Below are 3,776 nucleotides of genomic sequence, written 5' to 3' on the forward strand. Positions count from 1 at the left end.
CTGTGACCGTCGGCAGTCGGTGGCCTTGTTTTCGTAACACTAAATGGCAGTCTGTTAGGTGCCGATGACGAGAGTACTCGCGGCGGCCTCGATGACGTCGTCGGTGATCGTTTCGAGTTCGTTGATCTTGAGGACTCGTGCGATCTGAGGGAAAAGGCGTTCAAGCAGGCGGAAGTTGCCGCGGGTGATCCGCTCGATCGCGGCGATCGCTTGCGCGTCGGTGAAGTCCTCGGGATCGAGGGTGCGGCCGAGACGTTTCCAGTGACGGGTGAGGACGAAGAGAAGCTCATCGCGTCCCAGGTTTCGGTATCGGTGGGAGAATCCGAGTCGGCTGTAGAGCTGTGGGTAGTGGCGGAAACGTTGGTCGATGCCGGGCATGCCGATGAGGATGATCGCGATGTGTTCTCGATCATGTCGGTCACGGAGGATCTCGAGGGCGGTCGCGGAGAGCCGTTCGGCTTCATCGATGATGAGGAGCTCTACCCATCGCCGGGGATCATGGCGCATGACGGGTCCTGTCACTTTGCCGATCGCTCGAAGATGTTCGTCGATGCAGTGCCCCAGTCGCCCCTGGATGCGATCGATGTCATGGAGGAGCTGGGCGGGTTTGGCGAGAACGGGCGGGGTGAAGAACAAGGTGCGGGCTCGGTGAGCTGCCGCGTAGTGTTCCGCATCGGCTGCGTCTCGAGGCCCCCATTCGGTGATGAACGGTTCGAGGGTGTCCCACCTGGCGTAGCGGCGAGCGGATTGTGTCTTTCCCACTCCCGCGTCGCCATGGCAGATCCCGATGGTGCGCTCCTTTCTCACGGCGTTGGCGAACTCGGTGAATCGGCGGTGTTCCTTCGTGATGATGAAGTCTCGACTCATGATCCGTCCTCTTCGTATGTCCGTAGCTTCGTTCGCCTCGCTGGGGGCGCATCGTTGCGTGGTTCTTCGCGGGCGGCTGTGCGGGGTATGCGGTCGTTGATGTCTTTACGGAGCGCGCGTCGGCGTGCGCGTCGGGCTGCTTCGATGTCTCGGAGGCTGAGTCTCTCGTTAGGGTGCGCTTCGTCGACGGCGACACAAATGAAGGTGTCGTGATCGTAGACACGAATTTCGGACAGGTCGCGAGGGTCGTATCGGATGGTGATGCTGCGCCCGACGAACGGGGCCAGGGTCGGGGCGAGGTAGCGCTGTCCTTGGAAATGGATCCCATCACGCTGCACGACTCTGTTCTTCGGGACGGTGAGGAGAAACCCATCAAGCTGATCAAGACTGTCGGGCATGCGCGGTAGCCATCCCTCAGCGATCCACGCGGTTTTGGGGCTCATCCCGAGCTCGCGGTGAGTGCGTTCGTTGTATGTAGCGATGAACTCATGAATCGCGTGGTCGAGTGCCGGGAGTGTGAGTTCCGGATCCGGATGTCGTGATCCCGGTGTCAGGTGTCCGGGTAGCTGCGCGAGGAGCTCGGTACTGACGGTGCCGAAGAAGCGCTCGATCTTCCCTCGGCCCTGCGGCCTGCCGACCGTTGAGTAGATCAGTCGAACCTTGAGGGCAACCGCGGTGTACTCCAAATGGTGGCTGGTGAAGTCGCTGCCATGGTCGACGTGCAACACGTCCGGCAGTCCACACATCGACCAGGTGGGGTCACTTTTGCGCCAGATCGCTTGCCGCAGTGCGAGGGCGGTATTCATCGCCGAGGGCGCCCCGGTGAAGACCGTGTATCCGCAGATCGCACGTGAATAGTCGTCGAGAATCACCGTCAACCAGGGCCGCTCGGGCTTCCCTGTCGCTCCGCGAATGAGGATGTCGAGTTCGGTGTGATCGGCCTGCCATGTCGCATTCGGACGTTCCGCACGCCGTCTGAACACCAGCTCGTGCTTATCCCGATACGACGCCGGCCCTTCTAACGCGAGAGTTACGAGCGCCGGATCGAGGCTTTGCACGATCGAACGAACCGTTGAATAACTCGGCGGAACGACGCCGGTCCGTTCGCCTTCAGCTCGCGCGAGACGCTGCATCGTCGCGATTGAAGGACGTGGCCGGGTGAGGGCAAGACCCTCGATGAACGACACGAGCTCCGGTGATGTGCGCCGCGTCCCCTGGTCAGTTCGCGTACCCGGGCGGAGCGAGTCGATACCGCCTGCAAGGTAGTTCTTCTTCCACCGGTGGAGAGTTCGTAGCCCAACACCGGTTTCTCTCGCCAGCGTGGTCAGCGGAATTGCGTCCTCGATATGGAGTCGCAGAATCTGCCACCGCGCCAGCGCATCCATGTCACACCGGCTCAGTTACCGGGATTGACGCCTCTGCTGCGCGCTGGTGACGGTATAAGGTCGCTCGCGACCATCCCACCAGGCGGGCCGCGTCCTCTGCTGTGCGTCCCTTCGCGCGAGCGTCCCTGACGATCGCCAGTTTCTCTTCCACGACAGCCGGGTTCACGGCAGGCCGGCCGAACTTCGTCCCGTTCTGCCTCGCCGCGGCGATCCCCGCATTCACACGCTCAGTGATCAGTTCGCGCTCATACTCCGCCAGCGTCGCGAGCATCCCCAGCATCATCCGCCCCGAGGACGTCTCCGGATCAATCCCGTCGGAAACCGAACGGATCTTCACGCCCCGCTCGCGTAACAGATTGACGGTGTTCAGCACATCGATAAGAGAGCGTCCGAGACGGTCGATACGCCACACAACAACCGTGTCTCCCGCGGTCGCGTACTCGAGGAGCTTCTTCATCCCGGGCCGTTTGATCGCCGCTCGCGCCCCTGAAGTCACGTCCGAGAACACGTCCCGCGCCTCCACGCCTGCCGCCATCAGTGCGTCGAGTTGGAGGCGAGCGTCCTGACTCACCGTGCTCACCCTCGTATACCCCAACAACCTCATCTCCCCAGTCTGGCTCGTAAACCCCAAATAGTCCACGAACCGAGACAAGAATCGTCAAGACGAGTTTCCGAGACATTCGCGGCATCCAAACTGCGGAGGCGGGAACCTCCCAACGAGGCAGGGGCGACGTGTCTCGTTTAGCTATAAATTTCCGAGCCAGCCAAGGCGAGCGGTTGAGGTCCGGCTTTCGGAATCCGCCCCTAGAAAGTTCCCGCGGAAAGTCCGAGGTCATGACCGAAGGCGCTCAGCGTGGGCTAGCGAGTTCAAGCGCCCGCCACATCTGTTCAGGCCGAGTGACGATGCACTGCATTCCCAAGGCCGCACCGCCGACGTCGTCGAGCACTGAGTCGCCGATCATCACGCAATCGGTCGGGTCCGTATCGAGCAAATCCGCCGTGAGCTGAAAAATGCGTGGATCCGGTTTTACGTATCCGACTTCGTAAGACAGAACCACCGCGTCGAGCGCCGAGGCGATGCCCCAACCCTCCAGGGCAGGGCGGATGTCCAGGGCAATGTTTGACACGATTGCCAAACGGATCCCCGCGCTCGACGCGCGAACTACGAAATCTGACACTCCTCGGTTCAACATCCATTGGTTCGGCATGGACTCGTACAGCGCTGCGGCAAGATCGAGGGCGATTGCGCCGTCGTGGCTCAGGGTCGAAATGAAAGCGTGCCTGTGCGCTTCGGGATCGAGGTCCCAATCCATGGCCGGGAAGAGTTTCCTCGCGTCGCCCCATACGTTCCCGAGCCTCTCAGCTACCGTCGACCTCGACGCGGGACGTTTCGCGAGCAGGGCTCCCGCATCATCTATCCACGTCTCCATGGATTGAACAACTGCCGTCGTGTTATGAAAGTCCAGGAGCACAGCCCGAGGAAGAGCATTCGATCCACTGGACATCGGCCTCTCACCTAACGAA

At 61.4% G+C, this 3,776-nt stretch carries 4 protein-coding genes; all 4 read right to left on the reverse strand.

Annotated features, from left to right (window positions below; genetic code table 11):
• Nucleotides 1-54 precede the first annotated feature (54 nt).
• The 4 genes from ACWAUG_RS13415 to ACWAUG_RS13430 all read right to left on the reverse strand — a co-directional run bounded on the left by ACWAUG_RS13415 (nucleotide 55) and on the right by ACWAUG_RS13430 (nucleotide 3,757).
• Nucleotides 55-867, reverse strand: a complete 813-nt coding sequence (locus ACWAUG_RS13415) for an AAA family ATPase (protein ID WP_460802804.1) — start codon at nucleotides 865-867, stop codon at nucleotides 55-57.
• Entirely contained in the window at nucleotides 864-2,252 is a 1,389-nt protein-coding gene (locus ACWAUG_RS13420) for a Mu transposase C-terminal domain-containing protein (protein ID WP_460802805.1), read from the reverse strand. Before ACWAUG_RS13420 ends, ACWAUG_RS13415 begins: the two co-directional genes overlap by 4 nt.
• 1 nt (nucleotide 2,253) lies before the next feature.
• Entirely contained in the window at nucleotides 2,254-2,856 is a 603-nt protein-coding gene (locus tag ACWAUG_RS13425; RefSeq protein ID WP_460802806.1) for a recombinase family protein, read from the reverse strand.
• 244 nt (nucleotides 2,857-3,100) lie between these two features.
• Nucleotides 3,101-3,757: an HAD family hydrolase gene (locus tag ACWAUG_RS13430; RefSeq protein WP_460802807.1), complete on the reverse strand. Its 657-nt coding sequence runs from the start codon at nucleotides 3,755-3,757 to the stop codon at nucleotides 3,101-3,103.
• Between the last annotated feature and the right edge of the window lie 19 nt (nucleotides 3,758-3,776).

Source organism: Microbacterium sp. GXF6406 (genome assembly GCF_054798215.1).

Coding starts and splice junctions, on each gene's coding strand:
- ACWAUG_RS13415 (WP_460802804.1), bottom strand. CDS start 867: ATGAGTCGAGACTTCATCATCACGAAGGAACACCGCCGATTCACCGAG.
- ACWAUG_RS13420 (WP_460802805.1), bottom strand. CDS start 2,252: ATGGATGCGCTGGCGCGGTGGCAGATTCTGCGACTCCATATCGAGGAC.
- ACWAUG_RS13425 (WP_460802806.1), bottom strand. CDS start 2,856: ATGAGGTTGTTGGGGTATACGAGGGTGAGCACGGTGAGTCAGGACGCT.
- ACWAUG_RS13430 (WP_460802807.1), bottom strand. CDS start 3,757: ATGTCCAGTGGATCGAATGCTCTTCCTCGGGCTGTGCTCCTGGACTTT.